We start from the raw sequence: 23,376 nt of genomic DNA, 5'->3' as shown, positions 1-23,376 counted from the left end.
CGGCAATGTTGATGAGCGGCCTGGTGGGCAGCGTGGCCTACTTCGCGCTGTCCTGCGCGATCCTCCTGGTGGGGTTCGGCATCCTTGATCTTTTGACCCCGGGCAAGCTGGTGCGCCTGGTGTTCGAGCACCACCTGCCCAACGCGGCGATGATCGCGGGCGCGCAGCAGGTGTCCCTGGGGATCATCGTCTGCGCTGCCATCGCGCATTCCCCTGCGGAGCTGGGCCCGGGCCTGGCCACCACGGCCGCCTACGCCGGGGTGGGGCTCGTGCTCCAGGCCGTGGCGCTGGTGGTCATGGAGGTCCTCATCCCGGTGCGGCTGCGCGGGCTGGTGGAGGACCGACGCCTGCGCCCGGCCACGGTGGTGATCTGCGTGACCCTCGTGGTGGTGGCCGCCATCAACGCCGCCTGCATGTCATGACGCGGGGCGGGCACCGCCTCTGGCGCCTCCTGCTGCTGATCTCGGTGGGGATCTGCGCCGCCTGCGGGCTGGTCTACGAGCTGGCCCTGATCTCCCTGGCCACCTCCACGGGCGGAGGGGGAATCGTGGAGACCTCCCTCATCGTGGCCGGGTACGTGGCGGCCCTGGGCCTGGGCGCGGTGGCGGCCCGCCCGCTGCTGCGCTGGCCCGCGGAGGCCTTCCTGGGCGTGGAGGCGGTGCTGGGGATCGTCGGGGGCTTCTCCGCGATGATCCTGTACGCGTCCTTCGCGGTGGTGGGGCAGTCCCTGCTCCTGCTCGTGGCGGCTACCGCGCTCATCGGCGTCCTGGTGGGCGCCGAGCTGCCCCTGCTGCTCACGCTGGTGCAGCAGGGCAAGACGGTGGACGCCCGGGGCGCCGGGCGGGTGGTGGCCACGCTGAACGTGGCCGACTACGCGGGGGCGCTGCTGGGCGGCCTGGCCTGGCCGTTCCTGCTGCTGCCGCTGTTCGGCCTGATCCGGGGCACCGCGGCGGCGGGCCTGTGCAACCTCGTGGCCGCGCTCTTTCTGGCGTGCGTGGTGCTGCGCTCGCGGCTGTCGCGGCGTCGGATGTGGGTGGCCGGGGGCGGCCTGCTCGTGGGCATCGCCATGATCCTCGGGTTGATCTTTTTCTCCCCGTCCTGGGTGGTCACCGCCCGCCAGCAGCTTTACGCGGACCCCGTGGTGTACGCGCACCAGTCCCCATACCAGGACATCGTGGTGACCCAGCGGGGCGGGGACCGCCGCCTCTACCTCAACGGCGGGCTGCAGTATTCCACGCGCGACGAGCACCGCTACACGGAGTCCCTGGTGTACCCGGTGCTGCGGGGCAGGGGCGAGCGCGTGCTGGTCATCGGCGGCGGCGACGGCCTGGCGGCCCGGGAGCTGGCGCGCATGGACGCCCAGGTGGTGCAGGTGGAGCTGGACCCGGAGGTCATCGAGGTGGCCAACACGGTGCTGCGCGAGGACAACGGCGGCGCGCTGGAGGGGGAGAACGTGACGCTCATCGTGGACGACGCCTTTACCTGGCTGCGCGGGGGCGGCGACGGCACCGCCTTCGACGCGGTCATCATCGACCTCCCCGATCCCGATAACGAGACGATGGCGCGGCTGTACTCCGAGGAGTTCTACGCCCTGGCGCGGTCGGTGCTGGCCCCCGAGGGGCGCATGACGGTGCAGGCCTCCTCGGCATACTCCACCCCGGAGGTGTTCTGGCGGGTCCACTCCACGCTGAGGGCGGCGGGCTGCGAGGAGGTGGTGCCCTATCACGTGCTGGTGCCCACCTTCGGGGACTGGGGCTTTCAGTTCTGCGCCCCCGAGGGGGAGCCCCTGCGGGTGCCGCCGGGCGCGCCGCCGCTGCGCTACGCGAGTAACGAGGTCCTGGCGGCGGCCACCGTGTTCGGGCGGGACAATCAGCCTCGTGAGCTTGCGCCCTCCACCCTGGATCGGCCCTTCATCGTGGAGGACATGCGCCGGGGATACCGCTAGGAGACGCGGGAATCCCCTCGTGGGCGGCGTGACCTGCGGTAATGATAGGGCGGCGGGGCAACGGGTAGCATTTTTTGCATGTACCGCGTATTCGAAGCCCTGGATGAACTGGTCCAAACAGTAGAGCAGGCTTACGGCGTGCCGATGACCTCCAACTGCATGGTGCCGCGCAACGACGTGCTCGCGCTCCTCGACGATCTGCGCAACGCCCTGCCCATCGAGATCGACGACGCCCAGGACGTGCTCGACAAGCAGGACGAGATCCTGCGCGGCGCGGAGGAGCGCGCCAGCACCATCGTGGCGGACGCCGACGCCCAGGCCTCGGAGATCGTCGAGGGTGCCCACCGCGAGGCGGAGGAGATGGTCTCCGACGCCCAGCACCGCGCCACCACCGTGGTCTCCCGCGCCGAGGAGGACGCCCACCAGACGGTCAGCCGCGCCCGCGCGGAGGCCGAGGACACGCTCTCCCGCGCGCAGGCGGAGGCCGACCGCCTCATCGCGGACGGCAACGACTCCTACCAGCGCAGCGTGGACGAGGGCCTGGCGGAGCAGAACCGCCTGGTCTCCGAGTCCGAGGTGGTGCGCCGGGCCAACGAGGAGGCGCACCGGGTGGTGGACGCCGCCCACGCGGACTCCAAGAAGCTGCGCAGCGAGTGCGATCAGTTCGTGGACGGCAAGCTGGCGGACTTCGAGGAGACCCTCTCCGGGGTGCTGCGCACCGTCTCGCGGGACCGCGCCGCCCTGCGCCGGGGCGCGGGCGCGGCGGGGCTGGGCGGACAGCCCCGCGATTCCTACGGCTACGAGGATTAATCGGTGCGGAGGTAGGCTGGGCACGCTATGAATTCACCTTTTGTTTTTGATGTCTCGGGCCTTTCCCATTCCTCGGCCACGGCCGAGCGACGCACCCTGACCGGCCCCGCCCCGCTGCGCATCGGCGCCGCCATGATCGCCATCCCGGAGGGGGAGCGGGTCACCGTGGAGGCCGTGCTGACCCCCCTGGGCAGCGGTATTCTCGTGGACGCCGACGTCACCGCCGCCCTGCGCGGGCAGTGCGTGCGCTGCCTGGCGGAGCTGAGCCAGGAGGGGTCCTTCCACATCAGCCAGGCCTTCGCGGGGTCGCAGGACTTCATCACCGACCTCGACGGGGACGGGGAGGAGGACGACACCCCGCAGATCGTGGACGACCGGGTGGACATCCAGCAGGCGGTGATCGACGAGGTGGGACTGTCCCTTCCCTTCAACCCCACCTGCCCGGAGGGCTGCGAGCAGGACCCCGAGGACAACGCGGAGGCGGCCCCCGCCCCGGACGGGGTCTCGGGGCAGGACGAGGGCTCCCTGCCGGACCCCCGCTGGGCGGGCCTGGAGAAGTTCCTGTGACCAGGCGCAGGAGGTTGAGCGGCCAGGAGGCGCTCCACGCGGCGTTTAGCGCCATGAATCACGCCCCGCTGCTGGAGCGGCTGGGGGTGCACATCAGCGAGGAGGGGCTGCGGCTGGCCCTGACGCACCGCTCCTTTGCCAACGAGAACGGCTCGCTGCCCAACAACGAGCGCCTCGAGTTCCTGGGCGACGCGGTCCTGGGGCTCTCGGTGGCCACCCAGCTCTACGCGCAGTACCCCTCCAGCCCGGAGTCGGAGATCTCCAAGATGCGCGCGGGCATCGTCTCCCGCTACGGCTGCGCGGACGTGGCCCGGGACATCCGGCTGGGCGAGTACGTCCTGCTGGGCAAGGGCGAGCTGGCCACCGGCGGCCGGAACAAGGACTCCATCCTGGCCGATACCACCGAGGCCATCCTGGGGATCATCTACCGGGAGCACGGCTTCGAGGTGGCCCGCGACGTGATCCTGCGGCTGTTCGGCCACAAGATCGACACCGCCACGGCCAAGGGGCGCCACGAGGACTGGAAGACGGTGCTGCAGGAGCGCCTGGCGGGGCTGAAGCTGCCCATGGCCTCCTACGAGTCCACCTCCACCGGCCCCGAGCACGACCTGCTCTTTACCGCCCAGGCCCTGCTCAACGGGCGGGTGGTGGGCACCGGCACCGGGCAGAACAAGAAGATCGCGGAGCAGGAGGCCGCCCACCGGGCGTGCCTGGCGCTGAGCGATCCCCAGGTGCGCGCCGCCGTGAGCGCGGAATCGGGCGATGCCTGAGCTGCCGGAGGTCGAGGTGGTGCGGCGCGGCCTCGAGCGCCACGCCGTGGGGCGCGTGCTGGAGGAGGTGCGCGTCCACCATCCGCGCGCGGCGCGCAACCAGCCGGGCGGGGCGTGGGAGCTGGAGGCCTCGCTCGAGGGCGCCCGGATCGAGGGGGCGCACCGCCGGGGAAAGTTCCTGTGGCTGCGCACCGACGGCCCGCAGCACCTGCTGGTGCACCTGGGCATGAGCGGGCAGATGCTCGTCCAGGACGCCCCGCTGCGCCACCCCCACCTGCGCGCCAGCGCCCGCCTGACCGGAGGGGAAACCGGGGGCGCCGCCCCGGCGGAGACCTGGCTGCGCTTCCACGACCAGCGCACTTTCGGGTACTGGCGGGCCACCGCCTGCGACGTCGAGGGGGTGCCCCTCCCGGTGGCGCACATCGCCCGCGACCTGCTGGACCCCCGGCTGGACGTGCCCGCGCTCGCGCGCCGGATCAAGGCCCGCCCCACCGAGATCAAGCGGGTGCTGCTGAACCAGGAGGTGGTCTCCGGGATCGGCAACATCTACGCAGACGAGATGCTGTGGGCCGCGCGGATCCACGGCAGGCAGGCCGCCGACCGGATCGCCCTGGCCCGCCTGGAGGAGCTGCTGTGGGCGGGCCGGGAGGTCATGCGCCGGGCCCTGGACCAGGGCGGGACGTCCTTCGACTCGCTGTACGTGAACGTCAACGGGGAGTCCGGGTACTTCGACCTGAGCCTGCACGCTTACGGCCAGCAGGGGCGGCCCTGTTCCCGCTGCGGGGAGCCCATCGTGCGCGAGAGCTTCATGAACCGGGGCAGTCACTACTGCCCGGCGTGCCAGCGGCGGTACTGAGGGTGGTGCGGGGCGCGCACCCAGCCGCCCTCGCCCGCGCGCTCCGCCCATTCCCAGCGTTCGGCCGCCCTGAAGTAGCAGACCCGTGGGTGGAACCAGTAGGTGACGTGCGGGTCCCACCCGCCGATCACGCTCGCCGCGCCGCCGCCGACCTCGATGGCGGTCCCCGCGGCGGCGAGGTACGCGCCGGGCTGGAGGTGGACGGCGTCGTACTCGCGGGCCACGCGCACCCAGTCGGGCAGCACCCACCGGCCGCGACGCCCCGTGGCCAGGCGCCAGGAGCGGCCCGCCGCCCGGGTGACGTCCAGGGGAAAGCGCGCGCAGAGGTGCGCCCAGTCCGCGGCGGAGCCCACCTCGTAGACGCGGAGGCCCTCGGGTGCCACCAGCCGCGCGGCCTGGGCGCGGGTCCACCCCAGGGAGTCCTCCACGCACCACAGCCCGAGGGGCGCCGGGCCGCACACCGGCGGGGTGCTTGAGGGGATCGCGGGGGAGGGGATGGACCACCACATGCCGCCGTGGCGGCTCGCCGCGCGCAGCTCGGCCCGGCGCTCGCGGAGCGCGGCGCGGTCCTCACGCAGCGGGGCGGGCAGGGGGTGATCGCCCCAGCCCAGGGCCCACTGGTTCGTGGGCTCGAGCGGGCTGGACCAGAGGGGGTCCATGCCGCATGCGGAGAGGTGCCGTGCCACGCGCCGGAGCGCGGCCCGGACCGGGGCCGTGGCGGTGAGGTTGTCCATCCCGCTCGGGGGCTGCCAGTAGGCGGCCTCCTCGGAGGCGGCCTGGAGGCACCGCAGGATCGTTGTGGGCTCAGGGGGCAGGAGCTGCGTCTCCGCGAGGGCTGTGACCAACCGGGCCACTCGAGCGGGCGGCACGGCGGGGATGCCGGGGGAGCCGAATCCCTCCCCGAGGTGATGGGCGGCGGCAAAGACCGCCCCGTACAGGTCGCGGTCGCCGTGGCGCGGGCGACGGCGGGCCTCGGATTCCAGCGCGTATTCGATAAGGAAGCGGCGGCCTCGGGGGCCGTCGCACAGCGGCTGCGCGGCCTGCGCGGGCGGCTTCGGGTGCATGCACCCCATGCTAGGGGCGGCGCCCGGGGCGCGGCGCGGCGGCGTACCCCCGTGTGGTACCCCTCACTTTTGCCGAGGTTGTTATTCGGGCTAAGGAAAACGGTAATCTTCTGTCCATGGATTTTGTGGTGGAGGCCGTCGAGGCATTCAATACTCTTTTCTGGCGGTGGGGGGTCGTCCCGCTGCTGATTCTCTCCGGCCTGGGCTACTGCATCATCACCGCCCTGGTGCAGATCCGCTTCCTGCCGGACATGTTCCGCTCGGTGGTGGAGAAGCCCTCCGAGATCTCCGAGGGAACCAAGGGGATCTCGGCGTTCAAGGCCTTCACCATGTCCGCGGCCTCGCGCGTGGGCACGGGCAACGTGGCGGGCGTGGCCCTGGCCGTGGCCACCGGCGGCCCGGGCGCGGTGTTCTGGATGTGGTGCCTGGCCATCGTGGGCGGCGCCACCTCCTTCATCGAGTCCACCCTGGCGCAGGTGTACAAGGTGCGGGACAAGGACTCCTACCGTGGCGGCCCCGCCTACTACATGTCCCGGGCGCTGGGGTGGAAGCCCCTGGCGGTGCTGTTCGCCGTGATCATCTGCGTCACCTACGGCTTTGTGTTCAACGCCGTGCAGTCCAACTCGATCAGCGCCGCCGTGTCCACCTCCCTGGGCGAGGACGCGGGCGGGGCGAACACCAACGCGATCATCGGTCTGGTGCTCGCGGCCATCACCCTGGCCATCGTGTTCGGCGGCGTGCAGCGCATCGCCTCCTTTACCCAGACGGTGGTGCCGCTCATGGCGGTGCTCTACATCGTGCTGGCCTTCGTGGTCATCGGGCTCAACGTGGACAAGGTGCCGGGGATGGTGGTGGACATCGTGGCCCACGCCTTTGGCATCCGCGAGTTCGCCGGCGCCGCCCTGGGCACGGTGTTCATCCAGGGCGTGCGGCGCGGGCTGTTCTCCAACGAGGCGGGCATGGGCTCGGTGCCCAACGCCGCGGCCACCGCGTCCGTCTCCCACCCCGCCAAGCAGGGGCTCATCCAGACCCTCGGCGTCTACTTTGACACCCTGGTGGTGTGCTCCATGACGGCCTTCATCATCCTGCTGGCGGGCCAGGACCTCCACAACTCCGAGGGCGGCATGGAGCTCACCCAGACCTCCCTGGCGGCCTCCGTGGGGCAGTGGGGCATCCACTTCCTCACCTTCATCATCATCTTCCTGGCCTACTCCTCCATCATCGGCAACTACTACTACGGGGAATCCAACATCGAGTACCTGGCGGGGCCGCGCCGCAGCAAGCGCTGGCTCACCGCCTTCCGCGTGCTGGTGGCCCTGTGCGTGTTCGGCGGGGCCGTCGGCTCGGTGCCGCTGGTGTGGGCGCTGGCGGACGTGTTCAGCGGTGTCATGGCCTCCATCAACCTCATCGCCCTGATCCCCCTGAGCGGAGTGGCGGTGGCGGTGCTGCGCCACTACGCCGTGCAGCGCCGCGCCGGGCTCAACCCCGTGTTCCACCGGGATGACATGCCGCGCTCCATCCGGGGCTGGAAGTACATGCAGTCCTGGGACGGGCAGGACCCGCTCACCCGACGCGACGCGCGCTACGAGGAGCTGGACTACCAGTGGCACAAGTAGATACCCGCCTCACGGCCTTTGTCCACGGGCGCGTGCAGGGCGTGGGCTTTCGCTGGTGGACGCGCAGCCGGGCGCTGGAGATCGGGCTGAGCGGCTCGGCCACCAACCTGCGCGACGGCCGCGTGTGCGTGGTGGCGGAGGGCACCCGCGCCCAGTGCGAGGAACTCCTCGGGCTGCTGCGCGGGGGAACCACCCCGGGCCGGGTGGACGCGGTGGTGGAGCAGTGGGCCGAGCCCAAGGGCGAGAGCGGCTTTGTGGAGCGCTAGGCGCGATGCCGAGGGCGCACAGATCAGACCTGCTAGAATCCTGCCATCATGCACCTGAAATCGTTGACGCTCAAGGGCTTTAAGTCCTTCGCGTCCGCGACCACCCTGAAGTTCGAGCCGGGCATCTGCGCGGTGGTGGGCCCCAACGGCTCGGGCAAGTCCAACGTGGTGGACGCCCTGGCGTGGGTGATGGGGGAGCAGGGCGCCAAGACGCTGCGCGGGGGCAAGATGCAGGACGTGATCTTCGCGGGGGCGGGGGACCGCAAGCCCCTGGGCCGCGCGGAGGTCACCCTCACCATCGACAACAGCGACGGCAAGCTGCCCATCGAGTACTCCGAGGTATCGGTGACGCGCCGCATGTTCCGCGACGGCGCCAGCGAGTACGAGATCAACGGGGCCAAGGCCCGGCTGATGGACATCCAGGAGCTGCTCTCCGACTCCGGCATCGGGCGCGAGATGCACATCATCGTGGGCCAGGGCAAGCTCTCGGAGATCCTGGAGTCCCGCCCGGAGGAGCGCCGCGCCTACATCGAGGAGGCCGCCGGGGTGCTCAAGCACCGGCGGCGCAAGGAGAAGGCGCAGCGCAAGCTCGCCGGGATGCAGGGGAACCTGGACCGGCTGCGCGACCTCACCGAGGAGCTGAGCCGCCAGCTCAAGCCCCTGGCCCGCCAGGCCGAGGCCGCCCAGCGGGCCGCCACGGTGCAGGCCACGCTGCGCGACGCCCGCCTGCGCCTGGCCGGGGATCGCATCGTGACCCTGCGCGCCGAGTGGGAGGACGCCGACCGCCAGGCGGAGGCGCTGAAGGAACGGGTGGCGGCCCTGACCGAGGAGGCGGAGGAGCGCGGCGCGGAGCAGATGGGTTGGGAGGAGGACCTGGCGCGGATCGTCCCGAGGGAGGAGGCCGCACAAAAGTTGTGGTTCCGGCTGTCCACCCTGGCCGAGCGGGTGCACGCCACCTCGCGGATCGCGGCCGAGCGCGCCAGGACCAGCGGGCACGAGGTGCCGTACTCGGGGGCGGACCCGGAGGCGCTCGAGCTGCGGGCCCAGGAGGCGGACGCGCAGTTCGAGGCCCTGGAGGAGGCCGCCGAGATCGCCCGGGAGCGCCTGGAGGTGCTGCTCGAGGAGGTGGCCCAGCGGGAGGACACCGCCCGGCGCACCGAGCGGGAGCACCTGGCCCAGATCAAGGCGCTGGCCGATCACCGCGAGGGCGTGGTGCGCCTGCTGGCCGCCGAGGAGAACCACGCGGCCACGGCGCGCGGCGCCGCCGAGGAACTGGAGCGGCAGCGCGGCGCGGAGGCGGAGGCCCAGGCGCGGCTGCGGCAGGCCGAGGGGGAATGGGAGGAGGCCAAGGACCGCCAGGAGCAGGCCCGGCGGCAGCGCGCCCCGCTGGAGGAGGCCGGCGAGCGCGCGGGTGCGGAGCAGCGCGCCGCCGAGGAGCGGCTGGAGCAGGTGCGCGCCGAGCAGCGGGAGCACGAGCGCGAGGTGTACACGCTGGAATCGCGGATCGAGACGCTGCGGCAGGCCGCGCCGAGGGCCTCGGCCTCGGAGCTGCTGAGCGGCCAGGGGTGGCGGGGGTTGAGCGGCGAGGTGCACCCGGACCCGGGCTGCGAGGCGGCCGTGGCGGCGGCCCTGGGCGCGCACGCGGAGGCCGTGGTGGGCCCGGCCTCCGAAGAGGCGCTGCGCGGGCTGCGCGGGGCCGAGGTGGAGCGCACCGTGGTGATGGAGGACGCCGGGCGCGAGAGCCGGTGGCGCCTGGAGGCGGACCTCCCGGAGGGCGCGCAGTGGCTGCTCGATCGCCTCTCCGTGGAGCCCAGCGTGGCGGTGGCGATCAACCGCCTGCTGGCGGACGTGGCCCTGGTGCCGGACTGGGAGGCCGCGCGCGCGGCGGTGGAGGCCGACCCTCGCGTGCGGGCCGTGACCCCCGAGGGGGACCTGGTGGGCCAGGGCTGGGCTCAGGTGGGGCACGCCGCCGCGAGCTCGGTGGAGGTGGCGGGCGCGATCGCGCGGGCCGAGGAGGAATTGGCCGCCGCGCGGGCCCGGCTGGGGGAGCTGTCCGGCACGGTAGAGGGGGCGGGCCTGGCGGCCCAGGAGGCCCGCATCGAGGCGGCCTCCGCCACCGCGGCGCTCCGCGAGCACGACGGCCAGGCCGAGGGGTGGCAGCGCGAGGCGCGCCGCCTGGAGCGCGAGGTGGGCGAGCGCCGGGAGGCCCACGAGCGCGCGCGGCGGCGCGTAGGCGAGGTCGAGCGGCGCCTGGCCCAGGCCGAGGCGGAGCTGGCGGCCGTGCGCGCGCGCCTGGATCAGGTGGACGCGGAGGACGCCACGGCGCAGGAGCCCTCCACCCAGGCCCGGGACGAGGCCGCGGCGGAGCTGGCCCAGGCCAAGGCCATGGAGATGGAGGCGCGGCTGAGCGCGCGCACCGCCGAGGACCGCGTGGAGCAGGCCCGCGGCAAGGCCCAGCAGTTGCGCCGCCAGGCGGCCCACGAGCGCAAGGCCAAGGCTAGGCACGAGCAGGCGGTGGCCCGGCGGCGGGCCGAGGCCGAGCTGGCGCGCGCGGTGATGGAGGGCGCGGCGCAGGTGGCGCGGCGCGTGGAGCGCGCCCTGGAGGAGGCCACGGGAGACCGCGACGCGATCCAGCGGGAGAAGGCTGGGGTTACTACCCGGCTGTCTCGGGCCAAGGACGCCGTGAGCGCGGTGCGCCAGCAGCTTGGCCGCCTGAGCGATTCCGCCCACGCCTCGGAGGTCGCGCGAGGCCAGGCGCAGGTGCGGCTGGACGAGGCGGAGGCCAAGGTCGTGGAGCAGACGGGCCTGCCGATCGCGGACCTGCTGGAGGGCTACGCCCCGGGGCCCGGCTTTGACCGCAAGGCGCAGCAGGCGCGGCTGCGGCAGGCGGAGAAGGACCTCAGCGCCCTGGGCAAGGTCAACCCCCTGGCCCTGGAGGAGTATAAGGCGCTCGAGGAGCGCTACCAGTTCCTTTCCACCCAACTGGCGGACGTGGAGGAGGCCCGGGAGGACCTGGAGGGGGTGATCGAGGAGGTGGACGCGCGCATCCTGCAGCTTTTCACGGAGGCGTGGCGGGACGTGGAGGCGGAGTTCCCCAAGGTTTTTCACACGCTCTTCCCCGGCGGGCAGGGCCGCCTGGTGCTCACGGAGCCGGAGGACATGCTGGCCACCGGCATCGAGCTGGAGGCGCGCCCGCCGGGCAAGAGGGTCAAGCGGCTCTCCCTGCTCTCCGGCGGGGAGAAGTCGCTCACGGCGCTGGCCCTGCTGGTGGCGATCTTCCGGGCCCGGCCCAGCCCCTTCTACGTGATGGACGAGGTGGAGGCGGCGCTCGACGACGTCAACCTGCGCCGCCTCATCAACCTCTTCCGGGAGCTGCGCCGGGATTCCCAGCTCATCGTGATTACCCACCAGAAGCCCACGATGGACGTGGCCAACGTGCTCTACGGGGTGACCATGCGCGGCGACGGCGTCACCAGGGTGCTCAGCCAGCGGATGCAGCCCGACGACACCGCGGAGCCCGCTTCTGCTCTAGGCTAAATGGGCACAGTCGTGTCGCTACAAGGGCGGCGCGGCCCCATCGGAGAGACAAAAAGGGGACACAGCACGGTTATGAGTGAGCACGGTACGGGCGCGCAGGCGGGTACTCCCTTTGCCGACATGTCGGATTCCCTGCTGGGCTGGGCCTCGCAGGGGGAACTACAGCTCGCCGAGAGGTTCGCTCGGCACCCGTATTTCCCCGAGGCCGGGCTCAGCGGCGACGAGCTGGAGCGCTACGACAGGCTCTTTGGCATCTTCCTGTCCCGCCAGGCCACCGCCGGGGCGGACCTGCCGGGCCTGTGGGAGGTGACCCCGGTGATGACCTCGGTGACGCTGATCTTCCGGGCCACCCGCCTGCTGGATCGCTCGGACTTTTATACCGAGTACTTCGCGGGCCTGGGGCTCAGCCCCCACCCGGAGTGGGTGAGCGCCCTGGAGGCCGCCACGCCCGGCCTGCTGGCGCGCGCGGGCCTGGACACCCCGGAGGGCATGAGCAGCGTGGACCTGCTGTGCCACCACGCCGGGGTGATCCACGGCGAGGTGGCCGGGGTGCTCGAGCTGCTCGATGGGCTGGACCCCGAGGGCGCGGGCGCCGAGGACCTAGCGCAACGGGCCGTGGCGGAGATCGCGGGCGGGGAGGACCTGCCCAGCGCCGCCGTCACCGCCCGGCACGCCCCCCAGCGCGCGGAGGAGCTGATCCGGGGCATCCAGGAGGTGCGGGCCTTTTCCGTGCAGCACCCCACCTCCTGGCTGGATAGGGACCGCTCCCACCTGCGGCCCGCCCTGCCGCTCCTCGTGGAGGAGGCCGTGGTGGCGGAGCTGCGCGAGCGGCCCGTGGGCACCCCGGAACGCGCCACCGCCGTGGGCGTGGCCCCCCGCGAGGTGCGCCCCCGCCTGGTGCTGGATACCCGGCGCGGCCGGGTGTGCCTGCGCCTGCCCGAGCAGCGGGTGGCCACGCAGTACGTGGGGGAGGGCGCGCACGCGGAGGTGTCGTGGCGCGTGAGTCTGGCGGGCACCACCCGGGTCTTTCGCACGGAGCGCCCCTGGGGCGAGCCCACCTACGCGGAGGCCCTGGACGTGGCGGTGGAGAGCCAGGTGCGCGAGGCCACGGTGCTGGACACCACCAACGGGATCACCTGGGTGGTGCCGGTGGTGGACGCCGAGGACCCGGTGCTCCTCTTCGCGGCCAACGGCCAGAACCTCACCGACAAGGCCTCCCTGCACCACTCGGAGTTGTTCGCGGTGGTGCCCGATGACGCCCAGCTCGTGGACGTGGTCTCCGGGCAGCCCGTGCCGGTGCTCGACGCCCACCCGGTCCTGGGCTGGGAGGGCTGGGAGTACCGGCGGGTGGACGCCTCGGGCATCGCCTCGCTCCAGGTGGTGCGCGTGGGCCAGGCCCCCTCGGCGATGGCGCACCTGCGCAGCGTGGACCCGCGCCAGCGCGTGCGCTTCGTCCACCCGGCGGAACCGGTGCCGCACGTGCGTACCCTCAACAGGCTGCCGGTGCACGCGGAATCCCTGGTGGCGGATTTCCCGGCCACCGTCTCCGGGCGCGAGGAGATCTGGTACCTCTCCATCTCCGCCTACTCCGGGGTGGGGGAGACCGCCGAGGAGATCGCGGAGCTGGAGCCGCTGGAGGTGCCCGCCGAGGGCGGCGCCTTCCAGATCTTTGACCCCGAGGCGTACGACGCCCCCTGGGTGGGCGAGTACCTCGTGCGCCTGCGCGGCCCGCGCAACGAGTCCTTCCGCCACCGCTACGCCATCGTGGAGGGCATGGTCGGGGAGACCACCATCGACGCCGCCTCGCGCAGCGTGCGCATCCCGGCCCAGGGCGGGCTGTCCCCGGCCACCCTGGCCGTGGGCCACGGCGAGAAGGACTTTTCCGTCTCCCCGCGCCGGATCGCGGTGGCCCCGCACGAGGCGGGCGCGGACTTCGTGGTGAGCACGGACGAGGGCGATAGCCTGCCGCTGCGCTTTAGTCCCCCGGCGCTCTCCTTCGAGCTGGGCATGACCACCTACCAGCCCCGGTGGCGCACCAGCCGCCTCTACCTCGGCACCCGCCACATCGACCCGGCGGGGCGCATCCGCGTGCGGGCCACCGGCGAGCTGGGCCGCCCCCGGGTCAGCGTGCGCAACCACCACGGGTCCCCGGTGCGCACCGTGGCGCTCGAGCGGGAGGACGCGGTGACGTATTCCGCCTCGGTGGCGGCCATCGCGCAGTCCGTGGCCGTGATGCCGGAGGGGCGCCTGGAGTTCGAGTGGACTGACCCCGCCAGCAACAACCGCGTGTCCGTGACCCTGGCCGTGATGAGCTCCACCCCACACGCCACCGGGGTGCGGGTGGAGGGCGGCGCCCTGCACTTCGAGGACCTCGCGGAATCGCGCGGCCTCGCGGCCTGGGTGTGGCCCGCCACGGCCCCCTGGTCCGCGGCCCGCCACGTGCGCCGGGTGGAGGAGGTCACCCCGCTGCCCGAATCCCTCGTGGACGCCGGGGAGCTCGTGGTGCAGCTCTACGCCGGGGACCCGTTTGGCACCCTGCGCGCCCCGCAGCACCCGGGGGAGACGGCCTTCCGCGTGGAGCAGCCCGGGTACTTCTCCGATCAGCCGGAGGAGCTGACGCGCCTGTCCGCCTTCCTCGCCGGGCAGGAGGAGACCCCGCCCTCGAGCGCGGAGGTGCTGCCGGTGATCTGGGATCACTTCGGCTCCACCAGCCGCGAGCGCGACGTCGCGCACGCGATCTTCGCGGAGTCGCCGCGCGAGGCCCTGCGCGGGCTGTCCGGCTCGCTGGTGCCCGCGCACCTCCAGCCGGGGCGGATGATCGTGACCGGCCTGGTCAACCACTCCTTCAACCTCGAGGAGGGGCAGGCCGCCGCCGCGGAGGATCACCGCAGCCCCTGGATCACCATCATGATGCAGCTCGGCCAGGTGGGCGGCGCGCTCGGCGCGGAGAGCACCAAGGAACTCAAGGCGCTGCTGGCGGAGCTGAAAAAGACCGCCGGGCCCACCCTGGTCAACACCCTGCTCACGGGTCGGGACTCCACGCTGGACTCCGCCTGCATCGACGCCTCCACCGTGCGCATCGCGCACATGGACTCCGCGCAGCAGGAGCAGCTCATGAGCATGTTCTTTGCCAACGCGGACATCGTGCCCGGCCCCATCATGGAGGACGGCCCCCGCCTGATGGCGGTGTTCGAGACGTTCCGCAAGCGCGAGGAACTCAACCGCCTGCTGACCTCGGAGGGGCTGGTCAAGCCCGCAGTCTCCCTGCTGCGCGCCCTGCGCAGTACACACCGCGCCCTGTATTCCGCCGCGCGCGTGCGCTTTGACAAGCTCGAGGGCGTGAACACCGAGGACAAGGACAACGCGTGGGCGCTGGCCCCGGTGGTCTCCCTGGTGTTCGCGCTGTCCGCGCGCATGCACGCGCACGGGCTGATGGGGAAGTCCAAGACCCTCGACGCCGCCGCCCAGGGCTGGTCCCAGCTCGCGGACGTGGTGCCGGACCTGGTCACCGGGGACGTGATCTCGGCCGAGGCCATGGCCCTGGCCGCCTCGGCGGCGCGCGGCTAGGAGGCCAGCCCGGGGGGCGTCTGAGTGTGGCGGGTGTGAATCACATCCGCCACAGCGCGGCCTGAGAAGATCTTTTCATTCCGCTTCCGTGCGCGCGGTAGCCCCACCAGTCACGCTGCGCCGTGGTGGCGTCGGCAGGGCGAGGCCGCCCAGGGGGGGAGGCGGGGTGGTCAACGGGGGTGTGCCCTGCCATGATGGAAACCATGTCTACGGATTTTTGGATCATTGGTGGGATCGCGCTCCTCGTCATCCTCCTGTTGGTGGCGATTCTCGTGGTTATTGGCCGCAAGCACGCGGCCTCTAAGACGGTGAGCTTTGACAAGAAGGAGGACGAGGAGCCCAAGCAGCTTACTCAGCAAGAAAAATCCGGCAATTACCAGGCCAAGGGCGGGTTTAACTTCGCCCCCGGGGGCGCGGCGGACGCCAGCGTGGCGGCCTTCACCGGGGGGCGCGCCGGGCAACCGGAAAAGCAGCCGGTGCCGCGTGAGGAGCCGAAGAAGCAGGCCCCCGCGCCGCAGCCCGCGCCGTCCGAGAAGCACGCGGCCCCGGCTGCGAGCGAGCGGCCCACGCCCCGCGTGACCGAGCCGATCGAGCCGACCGTGCCGCCGCGCCCCAGCGACGAGGCGGGGGAGGCGGCGGAGCCTGCGCGGCCCGCCGAGCCTGAGACCGCCCGGCCGGAGGCCCCGCAGCCCGTGGCGGAGCAGGCCCCGGAGGAGTCGGTGGTCCCGGCCCCGGCGCAGGAGATCGCCCCGGAGGCGCCCGAGGAGGAGAAGCCGAAGGTAGACGAGGAAACAGAGGCAACAGAGGCAACAGAGGCCCGCGAGGACGCCGAGCCCGAGGCGGCCGATGTAGTCGAGGCGGTCGAGACCCCCGAGGCGGCGGAGTCCGCCGAACCCACCGAGGACACCGCGCCCCCGGCCACCCCCGAGCCGCAGCGGGAGGCCGAGGAAGCCGAGAAGGCTCAGGAGGCCGCAGCCGCGGCCGCCGCGACGGCCCGGGGCGCCGAGGAGGCGCTGGAGCAGACCCCGGCGCCGGAGCCCGAGGCGGAGCGCCCCGCCGAGGCCCCGCAGCCCCAGCAGCCCCCGGCTCAGGCGCAGGAGCCGGAGGAGCCGCAGGAGGAGATCGCCCCGGCGGCGGGCCGCCTGGGCCGCCTGCGCGGGCGGCTCTCGCGCTCGCAGAACATGATCGGCAAGTCCGTGCTGGGCATCCTCTCGGCGGGCGACCTGGACGAGGACGCCTGGGAGGAGATCGAGGACACCCTGGTCATGGCGGACCTGGGCACCACGGTGACCACCAGGGTGGTGGAGGATCTGCGCGAGAAGATCGCGGAGCGCGGCGTGGCCTCCGAGGCGGAGGCGCGCGCGATGCTGCGCGAGACGCTCATCGAGGCCTGCCAGCCGGGCCTGGACCGTTCGATCAAGGCCATGCCCTATGAGGGCAAGCCGGCGGTGGTGCTGGTGGTGGGCGTCAACGGCACGGGCAAGACCACCACCACGGGCAAGCTGGCCCGCGTGCTGGTGTCGATGGGCCACAAGGTGGTGCTGGGCGCGGCGGATACCTTCCGCGCCGCAGCCGCCGACCAGCTCGAGACGTGGGGCCGTCGCGTGGGCGCGCAGACCGTGCGGGGCGCCGAGGGGGCGGACCCGGCCTCGGTGGCCTTCGACGCCGTGGCCCACGGCGTGTCCACGCAGGCGGACGTGGTGCTGGTGGACACGGCCGGTCGCCTGCACACCTCCGTGGGGCTGATGGATCAGCTCGGCAAGGTCAAGCGCGTGGTGGAGAAGAAGGCCAAGGTGGACGAGGTGCTGCTGGTGCTGGACGCCACCGTGGGGCAGAACGGCCTGATGCAGGCGCGCACCTTCAGCGAGGTCGTGGACATCACCGGCGTGGTGCTCACCAAGCTCGACGGCACGGCCAAGGGCGGCATCGTGTTTAAGGTGCAGGAGGAGCTGGGGGTTCCGGTGAAGCTCGTGGGCCTGGGCGAGGGCTCGGATGACCTGGCTCCCTTCGAGGTGGAGGGCTTCGTGGACGCCCTGCTGGGGGAGTCCGCGTAGGGTTCGCTCGTCCGGAGCGGCGCATGGCGTAGATCTTGTGATCTACGCCATATTATTTTCTGTAGAACAACCAAAAAGGGCCCCTTTGGTCTAGGCTTACCTGTATTCCGATAGAAAATACGAAAGGTAGGTGCCTCATGGTCACAGAATCGCTCGCCGCCAACGCGGCCTGGGTGCTGGTGGCGGCCACGCTCGTGCTCCTCATGACGCCGGCCCTGGCGTTGTTCTACGGGGGAATGGCGGGCCGCCGCGCGGTGCTCAACATGATGATGATGAGCTTTAGCTCGCTCGGCGTGGTCACCGTGGTGTACCTGCTCTGGGGCTGGTCCATGTCCTACGGCACCCATTCCCTCGGCGGGGTGGTGGCCTCGCCGGTGGAGTTCTTCGGGCTGCGCGGCATCGACGCCGCCACCGCCGGGGGCAACGGCTATCCCGCTCTGGTGGACGTGGCCTTCCAGCTCACCTTCGCGGTGATCTCCACGGCGATCATCTCCGGGGCGCTGGCGGGGCGCGTGAAGTTCTCCACCTGGCTGGTGTTCAGCGCGGCCTGGCCCACCCTGGTGTACTTCCCGCTGGCGCACATGGTGTGGGGCGGCGGCCTGCTCTCCGAGGGCGGGGACTCGATCTCCGCCTGGATCTTCGGCACCACCGCCGAGGGGGAGGCCGCCGTGGCGCCCATCGACTTCGCCGGGGGCACGGTGGTGCACATCTCGGCGGGCGCGGCGGCCCTGGTGCTGGCCCTCGTGGTGGGCAAGCGGCAGGGCTTTCCCCGCCGGGTCTCCCGCCCGCACAACCTGCCGATGGTGATGCTGGGCGCGGCCTTGCTGTGGTTCGGCTGGTGCGGGTTCAACGCGGGCTCGGCCCTGGCCCCGGACGCCACGGCGGCCCTGGCCTGGGTGAACACCGCGGCCGCCGCGGCGGCGGGACTGCTGGCCTGGCTGGCCACGGAGAAGGCGCGCGACGGGCACGCCACCTCGCTGGGCGCGGCGTCCGGCCTGGTGGCCGGGCTCGTGGCGATCACCCCGGCGGCCGGGGCGCTGACCCCGGTGACCTCCCTGATCCTCGGCGCGGTGGGCGGGGTGCTCGCCTGCCTGGCGGTGGGCCTGAAGTTCCGCTTTGGGTATGACGACTCCCTCGATGTGGTGGGCGTGCACCTGGTGGCCGGGCTGTGGGGCACCGTGGGCGTGGGCATCCTGCTGGGCGATATTCGGCTCACCGTGGTGCAGGTCCTCATCGCGCTGGCCGCCGTGCTCTTCTCCGGGGCCGTCACCGCGATCATCGCCGTGGCGCTCAAGGCGGCGATGGGATGGCGCGTGGACAGGGAGGACGAGTACAACGGCATCGACTACGCCCTGCACGCGGAGTCCGCCTACGACTCCGCCGGGGCCCGGTAGGAAGCAACGGCGGCCGTAAGCCCGCGGGCCAGTAGGATGAGCCAGCGGGAGCGCAGTGGAGGCCGCGCACGCCGAGAGGTACGAAGAACAAGCCATCAAGCAGCGGAAGGACGCGGAAGATGAAACTGGTAACGGCAGTGGTCAAGCCCTTTACCCTGTCCGATATTCGGGAGGGCCTGGATGCGCTGGGCATCTATGGCATGACGGTCACGGAGACCCAGGGCTTTGGCCAGCAGCGCGGGCACACGGAGCTGTACCGGGGCGCGGAATACGCCACCGAGTTCGTGCCCAAGGTCAAGGTGGAGGTGCTGGTCAACGACGAATCCCTCGACGAGGTGGTGGCCGCGATCACCGAGGCCGCCTACACCGGCAAGGTGGGCGACGGCAAGGTGTGGGTCAGCCCGGTGGAGCAGGTGGTGCGCGTGCGCACCGGGGAGCGCGACCGCGACGCCCTGTGAAGGACCTGCTCGCCAGCCTGCCCGTGCCGCCGGGGTGCGCCCTGGCCGCCACCGGCTCGGTGGCGCGGGGCGAATCCACGGAGCATTCCGACGTGGATCTGCTCCTGCTGCACCCCCAGGATCGCCCGCCGAGCCGCGAGGAGGCGGAGCGGCTGTGGTACCCGGTCTGGGACGCGGGCAGGCGCCTGGATCACTCGGTGCGCAGCCCCGACGACTGCGCCGCGCTGATTACCGGGGAGGCCACGGCGGCGCTCGCCCTGCTGGACCTGCGCCACCTCTCCGGGGACGCGGAGCTTACCCGGCGCTGCCGCGACCTGGTGCTGCGCACCTGGCGCAGGGAGCTCAGCCGCAACTTCAACGCGGTGGTGGATACCGCGATCGCGCGGTGGCGTCGCTCCGGCTCCCTGGTGACCATGACGCGCCCGGATCTCAAGCACGGGCGCGGCGGCCTGCGAGACATCGAGCTGCTGCGCGCGCTGGCGCTCGGGCACGTGTGCAACATGCCGGATCTGAGCGCGGAGCGCGCGCTGCTGCTCGACGTCCGCCGCCTGCTGCACCGGTACGCGCGGCGGCGTCGGGACGTGCTCGACCCGGAGTTTGCGGCGGACATCGCCCTGGACCTGGGCATGGTGGACCGCTACGCCCTGGCCCGTCAGCTTGCCACCAACGCCCGGCGCGTGGATGCCGAGCTGACCGCAGCCCTGGCCCAGGCCCGGGACCTGCTGCACGGGCGCACCCGCCGCCACGCCCGCCGCCCCCTGGACGTGGACGTGGTGGAGGATAACGGGCGGATCGCGCTCGCCCGCCAGCCCCGCCTGGACGATCCCGGCCTGCTGCTGCGCGTGGCGGCCTCCGCCGCCCGCACGGGGCTGCCGGTCACGGAGCGCACCTGGGCGCGGCTGGCTGAGCTGCCGCCGCTGCCCGAGCGCCTGCCGCGCCAGGCGGCCCTGGACTTCCTCTCCCTGCTGAACTCCCCGCGCCATAGCGCGCGCGTGATCCGGGAGCTCGACGAGCACGGCCTGTGGCAGCCGCTGATCCCGGAGTGGGGGCACATCCGGGGCAGGATGCCCGCCGAGCCCAGCCACGCCCACACCATCGACGAGCACACGCTGCGGGTGCTGGCCCGCTGCGCCTCGGCCACGACCACCGTGGCCCGCCCCGACCTGCTGCTGCTCACGGCGCTGTACCACGACATCGGCAAGGGGAGGGGCCGCCCGCACGAGCAGGTGGGCGCGGAGCTGGTGGCGCGCATGGGCACCCGCCTGGGGCTGAACCTGCGCGAGCGAAGCTGCGTGCAGACGGTGGTGGCCGAGCACACCACGCTGCCGCGCCTGGCCGCCACCCGCGACCCGGGGGCGGAGTCCACCGTGGACGAGCTGCTGGGCGCCGTGCACTACGACCTGCTCACCCTGGAGCTCCTGGCGGCCCTGGCCCCGGCGGACGCCCAGGCCACCGGGCCCGGGGTGTGGAGCCTCCGCCTGGAGCGAGGCATCGCGGAGCTTGTGACCCGGGCGCGCAGGCAGCTCAGCGAGGTAACCCCCGGCCCGCCCCTGGTCAGCGCGCCGGGGGAGGTGGGCATGAGGGGCACCACGGTGTACTGGCGGGCCGAGGGGCCGGGCCGCCTCCCGCGCGTGCTGGCCGTGATCGCGGCGAAGGCCTGGACCATCGACGCCGCCCGCATCCGCGCCCGGGCCAACGGCGAGGTGCACGCGGAGTTCGAGGTGCGCTCCACGGTGCGCCCGGCGCTCGACGCCCAGGGGCTGGTGCGCGCCTACCGCTCCGGGGTGTACCGGGAGCTGCCCGCGATCGCGCCCGCCCCCGCCGCGACGTACTGGCGCGGATCGGTGGTGGAGGTGCGCACCGTCGATAGCGTGGGCGCGCTCGCGGCGGTGGCCGGGGCGCTGGTGGCGGCCCGGTGGCTGACCATGCGCAACGTCGGGGGGACGATGATCGTGCAGGCCCAGATGCCTCCCGGGGTGGATCGCGGCGAGGTGGAACGCGGCGTCGCCCGGGCCGTGGGCGGTAACGTAGACTACTTGAAGCAGTGAACAACCCGTAGTTCTACGAGGGAGCGGCACCACAGTGTTTGAGTCTTTGTCCGATCGCCTTTCCGGAGCGCTCAGCGGCATCCGCGGCAAGGGAAAACTCACCGAGGCAGACATCAATTCCACGGCCCGGGAGATCCGCCTGGCGCTGCTGGAGGCGGACGTCTCCCTGCCCGTGGTGCGCGGCTTCATCAAGAGGATCAAGGAACGCGCGGGCGGCGCGGAGGTCTCCCAGGCGCTCAACCCGGCCCAGCAGGTCATCAAGATCGTCAACGAGGAGCTCACGGGCATCCTCGGCGGGGAGACCCGCAGACTCAACCTCGCCAAGAACCCGCCCACCGTGATCATGCTCGCGGGCCTCCAGGGCGCGGGTAAGACCACCCTGGCGGGCAAGCTGGCCAAGCACCTGGAAAAGCAGGGCCACACCCCCATGCTGGTGGCCTGCGATCTCCAGCGCCCCGGCGCCGTGCAGCAGCTCCAGATCGTGGGCGAGCGCGCGGGCGTGCCCACCTTCGCCCCGGACCCCGGCACCTCCCTGGACTCCTCGGAGCACGAGATGGGCACCTCCCACGGGGATCCCGTGGCGGTGGCCCAGGCGGGCATCGAGGAGGCGCGCCGCGCGCAGCACGACGTGGTGATCGTGGATACCGCGGGCCGCCTGGGCATCGACGAGGAGCTGATGACGCAGGCGCGCAACATCCGCGACGCCGTGCAGCCGGACGAGGTGCTCTTTGTCATCGACTCCATGATCGGCCAGGACGCCGTGAGCACCGCCGAGGCCTTCCGCGACGGCGTGGACTTCACCGGCGTGGTGCTGACCAAGCTCGACGGCGACGCCCGAGGCGGCGCGGCGCTGTCCATCCGCGAGGTCACCGGCAAGCCGATCCTGTTCGCCTCCACGGGCGAGAAGCTGGAGGACTTCGACGTCTTCCACCCCGAGCGCATGGCCAGCCGCATCCTGGGCATGGGCGACATGCTCTCCCTGATCGAGCAGGCGGAGACTGTCTTTGACCAGCAGCAGGCGGAGGCCACCGCGCAGAAGATCGGCACCGGGGAGCTGACCCTGGAGGACTTCCTGGATCAGATGCTCATGATCCGCCGCATGGGGCCGATCGGCAACCTGCTCAAGATGCTGCCCGGCGGCAAGCAGATGAACCAGATGGCGGACATGGTGGACGAGAAACAACTGGATCGCATCCAGGCCATCATCCGCGGCATGACCCCCGCCGAGCGGGAGAACCCCAAGATCCTCAACGCCTCGCGCCGCAAGCGCATCGCGGCGGGCTCCGGCGTGCAGGTCTCCGACGTCAACCAGCTCGTGGAGCGTTTCTTCGAGGCCAAGAAGATGATGGGCAAGATGGCCGGGCAGTTCGGCATGGGCGGGCCCATGCGCTCGGCCACGAAGAAGAAGCCCAAGGGCCGCAAGGGCAAGAACGGCAAGCGCAAGCCCGCGAAGAAGGGGCCGACCCCGCCGAAGATGCCCGGCATGGGCGGGGGGATGCCGGACATGGCGCAGCTCCAGCAGTTGCAGCAGCAGATGGAGGCCGGGGGCGGCATGCCCGGCCTGGGCGGGCTGGGCAAGCTGGCCAAGGGGATGCCGAAGATGCCCAAGGGCATGGAGAACATCGACCTCAACAACCTGGACTTCGGCCAGGGCAAGGGCAAGTAGGGGAAACTGGCGCCGGGTGCGCCCGCTGTAGTAATATTTTGCGGGTTGCCCCGCGTGGGCAGCACACAGATACGTTCCTGCGTCACGCTGTTCCCGGCCACGGCCGGCCAGCAGGCTCACACGCAGGCTAAACCTAAGGGTTGAACCGGCCCGCCCACCCCGGGCGGGCGCCAGAACTGCCCAGTGACCACAGAAAAGGACACACCAGCATGGCTGTCAAGATCAAGCTCCAGCGCCTCGGCAAGATCCGCACCCCGCACTACCGCGTGGTGATCGCGGACGCCCGCACCCGCCGCGACGGCAAGGTGATCGAGAACATCGGCATCTACGAGCCGAAGGAAGATCCCTCCGTGATCAAGATCGACTCCGAGCGCGCCCAGTACTGGCTGGGCGTGGGCGCCCAGCCCACCGAGCCCGTGCTGGCCCTGCTCAAGGTCACCGGCGACTGGCAGAAGTTCAAGGGCATCGAGGGCGCCGAGGGCACCCTCAAGGTGGCCCCGGAGAAGAAGTCCAAGCTGGACCTGTTCAACGAGGCCCTGGCCGAGGCCAACAACGGCCCCTCCGTGGACGACGTGGTGGAGAAGAAGCGCAAGGCCAAGGAGGAGAAGGAGGCCAAGGCCGCCGCCGAGAAGCTGGCCGCCGAGAAGGCCGCCGCCGAGGCCGGCGAGCAGGATGCCGAGGCGGAGTCCGCCGAGTAATTCCCCGCTCGCGCGCACGAGTAGTACGGAAAGCGCGGAAAGCATAGAGAAGGCCGCCCC

General features: G+C 72.0%; 17 protein-coding genes. 16 read left to right on the top strand and 1 reads right to left on the bottom strand.

All coding sequences use genetic code 11. The features are described 5' to 3' along the window. Positions 1-11: 11 nt before the first annotated feature. The 6 genes from B140_RS0100855 (at position 12) to mutM (ending at position 4,948) form a co-directional block, all read left to right on the top strand. Positions 12-422 (top strand): DUF350 domain-containing protein, encoded by a 411-nt coding sequence (locus tag B140_RS0100855; RefSeq protein ID WP_018117457.1) that lies wholly within the window; start codon positions 12-14, stop codon positions 420-422. Then, positions 419-1,945: a polyamine aminopropyltransferase gene (locus B140_RS0100850; RefSeq protein ID WP_018117456.1), complete on the top strand. Its 1,527-nt coding sequence runs from the start codon at positions 419-421 to the stop codon at positions 1,943-1,945. The genes B140_RS0100855 and B140_RS0100850 overlap by 4 nt, the downstream gene beginning before the upstream one ends. Before the next feature lie 78 nt (positions 1,946-2,023). After that, positions 2,024-2,755: a DivIVA domain-containing protein gene (locus tag B140_RS0100845; RefSeq protein WP_026165840.1), complete on the top strand. Its 732-nt coding sequence runs from the start codon at positions 2,024-2,026 to the stop codon at positions 2,753-2,755. 27 nt (positions 2,756-2,782) lie between these two features. Beyond that, positions 2,783-3,322 carry a YceD family protein gene (locus B140_RS0100840; RefSeq protein ID WP_018117454.1) on the top strand — a complete coding sequence of 180 codons (540 nt, stop codon included), beginning with the start codon at positions 2,783-2,785 and terminating at the stop codon, positions 3,320-3,322. After that, positions 3,319-4,092, top strand: a complete 774-nt coding sequence (gene rnc / locus B140_RS0100835; protein WP_026165839.1) for a ribonuclease III — start codon at positions 3,319-3,321, stop codon at positions 4,090-4,092. The genes B140_RS0100840 and rnc overlap by 4 nt, the downstream gene beginning before the upstream one ends. Continuing rightward, positions 4,085-4,948 (top strand): bifunctional DNA-formamidopyrimidine glycosylase/DNA-(apurinic or apyrimidinic site) lyase, encoded by an 864-nt coding sequence (mutM, locus tag B140_RS0100830; protein WP_018117452.1) that lies wholly within the window; start codon positions 4,085-4,087, stop codon positions 4,946-4,948. Before rnc ends, mutM begins: the two co-directional genes overlap by 8 nt. Here the strand turns inward: mutM and B140_RS11525 are convergent. Beyond that, positions 4,918-6,012, bottom strand: a complete 1,095-nt coding sequence (locus B140_RS11525) for a hypothetical protein (protein ID WP_018117451.1) — start codon at positions 6,010-6,012, stop codon at positions 4,918-4,920. The genes mutM and B140_RS11525 overlap by 31 nt on opposite strands. A gap of 116 nt (positions 6,013-6,128) precedes the next feature. On the opposite strand from B140_RS11525, the gene B140_RS0100820 reads away from it, so the two are divergent. The 10 genes from B140_RS0100820 (at position 6,129) to rpsP (ending at position 23,316) form a co-directional block, all read left to right on the top strand. Continuing rightward, positions 6,129-7,628 carry an alanine/glycine:cation symporter family protein gene (locus B140_RS0100820; protein WP_018117450.1) on the top strand — a complete coding sequence of 500 codons (1,500 nt, stop codon included), beginning with the start codon at positions 6,129-6,131 and terminating at the stop codon, positions 7,626-7,628. Then, positions 7,616-7,894: an acylphosphatase gene (locus B140_RS0100815; protein WP_018117449.1), complete on the top strand. Its 279-nt coding sequence runs from the start codon at positions 7,616-7,618 to the stop codon at positions 7,892-7,894. Before B140_RS0100820 ends, B140_RS0100815 begins: the two co-directional genes overlap by 13 nt. Positions 7,895-7,942: 48 nt before the next feature. Continuing rightward, positions 7,943-11,431: a chromosome segregation protein SMC gene (gene smc / locus B140_RS0100810; RefSeq protein WP_018117448.1), complete on the top strand. Its 3,489-nt coding sequence runs from the start codon at positions 7,943-7,945 to the stop codon at positions 11,429-11,431. A gap of 72 nt (positions 11,432-11,503) precedes the next feature. After that, positions 11,504-14,998: a hypothetical protein gene (locus B140_RS0100805; protein ID WP_051069206.1), complete on the top strand. Its 3,495-nt coding sequence runs from the start codon at positions 11,504-11,506 to the stop codon at positions 14,996-14,998. 203 nt (positions 14,999-15,201) lie between these two features. Then, on the top strand, positions 15,202-17,052 hold the full coding sequence (gene ftsY, locus B140_RS0100800) for a signal recognition particle-docking protein FtsY (protein WP_018117446.1): 1,851 nt from the start codon (positions 15,202-15,204) through the stop codon (positions 17,050-17,052). Between the two features lie 137 nt (positions 17,053-17,189). After that, entirely contained in the window at positions 17,190-18,446 is a 1,257-nt protein-coding gene (locus tag B140_RS0100795) for an ammonium transporter (protein WP_018117445.1), read from the top strand. Positions 18,447-18,565: 119 nt separating this feature from the next. Then, positions 18,566-18,904, top strand: a complete 339-nt coding sequence (locus tag B140_RS0100790; RefSeq protein WP_026165838.1) for a P-II family nitrogen regulator — start codon at positions 18,566-18,568, stop codon at positions 18,902-18,904. Next, positions 18,901-20,952, top strand: a complete 2,052-nt coding sequence (locus B140_RS0100785) for a [protein-PII] uridylyltransferase (protein WP_018117443.1) — start codon at positions 18,901-18,903, stop codon at positions 20,950-20,952. The genes B140_RS0100790 and B140_RS0100785 overlap by 4 nt, the downstream gene beginning before the upstream one ends. A gap of 34 nt (positions 20,953-20,986) precedes the next feature. Further along, entirely contained in the window at positions 20,987-22,618 is a 1,632-nt protein-coding gene (ffh, locus tag B140_RS0100780; RefSeq protein WP_026165837.1) for a signal recognition particle protein, read from the top strand. A 209-nt stretch (positions 22,619-22,827) separates the two neighbouring features. Further along, the gene (gene rpsP / locus B140_RS0100775) at positions 22,828-23,316 is read left to right on the top strand and encodes a 30S ribosomal protein S16 (RefSeq protein WP_018117441.1); all 489 of its coding nucleotides are present in this window, start codon (positions 22,828-22,830) and stop codon (positions 23,314-23,316) included. Positions 23,317-23,376 lie beyond the last annotated feature (60 nt).

The organism is Corynebacterium mastitidis DSM 44356 (assembly GCF_000375365.1).
Classification (GTDB): Bacteria; Actinomycetota; Actinomycetes; order Mycobacteriales; family Mycobacteriaceae; genus Corynebacterium; species Corynebacterium mastitidis.
Note: the sequence above shows the minus strand (reverse complement) of the source record. Positions and strands in the feature narration are given on the sequence as shown.

Excerpts from the sequence above, each read along its gene's own strand:
- B140_RS0100855 (WP_018117457.1), top strand. The coding sequence starts at position 12 with ATGAGCGGCCTGGTGGGCAGCGTGGCCTACTTCGCGCTGTCCTGCGCG.
- B140_RS0100850 (WP_018117456.1), top strand. The coding sequence starts at position 419 with ATGACGCGGGGCGGGCACCGCCTCTGGCGCCTCCTGCTGCTGATCTCG.
- B140_RS0100845 (WP_026165840.1), top strand. The coding sequence starts at position 2,024 with ATGTACCGCGTATTCGAAGCCCTGGATGAACTGGTCCAAACAGTAGAG.
- B140_RS0100840 (WP_018117454.1), top strand. The coding sequence starts at position 2,783 with ATGAATTCACCTTTTGTTTTTGATGTCTCGGGCCTTTCCCATTCCTCG.
- mutM (WP_018117452.1), top strand. The coding sequence starts at position 4,085 with ATGCCTGAGCTGCCGGAGGTCGAGGTGGTGCGGCGCGGCCTCGAGCGC.
- B140_RS11525 (WP_018117451.1), bottom strand. The coding sequence starts at position 6,012 with ATGCACCCGAAGCCGCCCGCGCAGGCCGCGCAGCCGCTGTGCGACGGC.
- B140_RS0100820 (WP_018117450.1), top strand. The coding sequence starts at position 6,129 with ATGGATTTTGTGGTGGAGGCCGTCGAGGCATTCAATACTCTTTTCTGG.
- smc (WP_018117448.1), top strand. The coding sequence starts at position 7,943 with ATGCACCTGAAATCGTTGACGCTCAAGGGCTTTAAGTCCTTCGCGTCC.
- B140_RS0100805 (WP_051069206.1), top strand. The coding sequence starts at position 11,504 with ATGAGTGAGCACGGTACGGGCGCGCAGGCGGGTACTCCCTTTGCCGAC.
- ftsY (WP_018117446.1), top strand. The coding sequence starts at position 15,202 with ATGTCTACGGATTTTTGGATCATTGGTGGGATCGCGCTCCTCGTCATC.
- B140_RS0100795 (WP_018117445.1), top strand. The coding sequence starts at position 17,190 with ATGGTCACAGAATCGCTCGCCGCCAACGCGGCCTGGGTGCTGGTGGCG.
- B140_RS0100790 (WP_026165838.1), top strand. The coding sequence starts at position 18,566 with ATGAAACTGGTAACGGCAGTGGTCAAGCCCTTTACCCTGTCCGATATT.
- rpsP (WP_018117441.1), top strand. The coding sequence starts at position 22,828 with ATGGCTGTCAAGATCAAGCTCCAGCGCCTCGGCAAGATCCGCACCCCG.